Source organism: Vibrio cincinnatiensis (assembly GCF_022113815.1).
In the GTDB taxonomy this organism is placed as follows: Bacteria; Pseudomonadota; Gammaproteobacteria; order Enterobacterales; family Vibrionaceae; genus Vibrio; species Vibrio cincinnatiensis_A.
Window position 1 is genome coordinate 1 of the sequence record NZ_SGOM01000065.1, and the last position, 878, is coordinate 878.

General features: G+C 42.1%; 1 protein-coding gene. It reads left to right on the plus strand.

Annotation, left to right across the window (positions count from 1 at the left end; all coding sequences use genetic code 11):
- Nucleotides 1–114 precede the first annotated feature (114 nt).
- Nucleotides 115–663 (plus strand): hypothetical protein, encoded by a 549-nt coding sequence (locus EXA13_RS16600; protein ID WP_238134095.1) that lies wholly within the window; start codon nt 115–117, stop codon nt 661–663.
- The last annotated feature ends 215 nt before the right edge of the window (nt 664–878 follow it).

The window sequence follows — 878 nt, forward strand, 5'->3', positions numbered from 1 at the left end:
TTGCGTTGAGTTTGGTGATTACGGCGTTGTGCTGAAAGTTGGTCGTAGCGTTTCGGGCTACTTAATTGGGCGTTATGCAGCTAAGCGATATTATGGATTACGAGGAATTTTAATATGAAAAGGATGTTAGGTTTCGCTCTGATAGCTGTTATTCAAGGCTGTACGAACAAATCAGTAGTTACAGAAACGTTAGTAGAAGCGTCGTGTATAGGAACGACGGCTATCAGTGGTGACTTAAGTGATAAATTTCGGCCAATCCAAGATTCATCGTTGCTTGCCCAATCACTCGGAGAACCGTTGCAAGGTAAATTGTGCCAAGGTGTTGTCTATCAAAACACGCAAGATGTGACCATATATCGAGCATGGAATAGTACCAACCCTCATAGTCAATTTGGTCAATGGTGGGCATTTGAACACCCCTCGGGCAAGACAGCGGATTATAGGAAAAACTATGAGATTTGCTATCAATGGTCACCGTTGGATAAGTTGTCAAAATGTACATTGAAGGCAGGAAGCAAGGTTGTTGTAGGTAATGGTCAAAGTGCTGAATGTTCAGCGTATTTAACCTATCCTGTATCGAAAGTTCAGCAAATATTTATTGTAGATTCAGGCAGTTCAGTCGCTGATTGTCAGGTTTATGACAGTGTGATGTCTTGGGAATAAGTTTATATCTTGATATCGCAGCATAACAAAGCATTAAAGGTGGACAATCAACGCGTGGCATTTTGGGTTTGGGTGAGCATCTGAGGTGACGGCTGGTTAGTTTTAAGCTGTGCGGTAGCGTTGCTTGCCCCTTAATGCGGCGTTATGTGCATGGAGGCACGAATGAATATTGGAATTTATATTTATGATGAAGCAGAGGTTCTTGATTTTTCAGG

Excerpts from the sequence above, each read along its gene's own strand:
- EXA13_RS16600 (WP_238134095.1), top strand. The coding sequence starts at position 115 with ATGAAAAGGATGTTAGGTTTCGCTCTGATAGCTGTTATTCAAGGCTGT.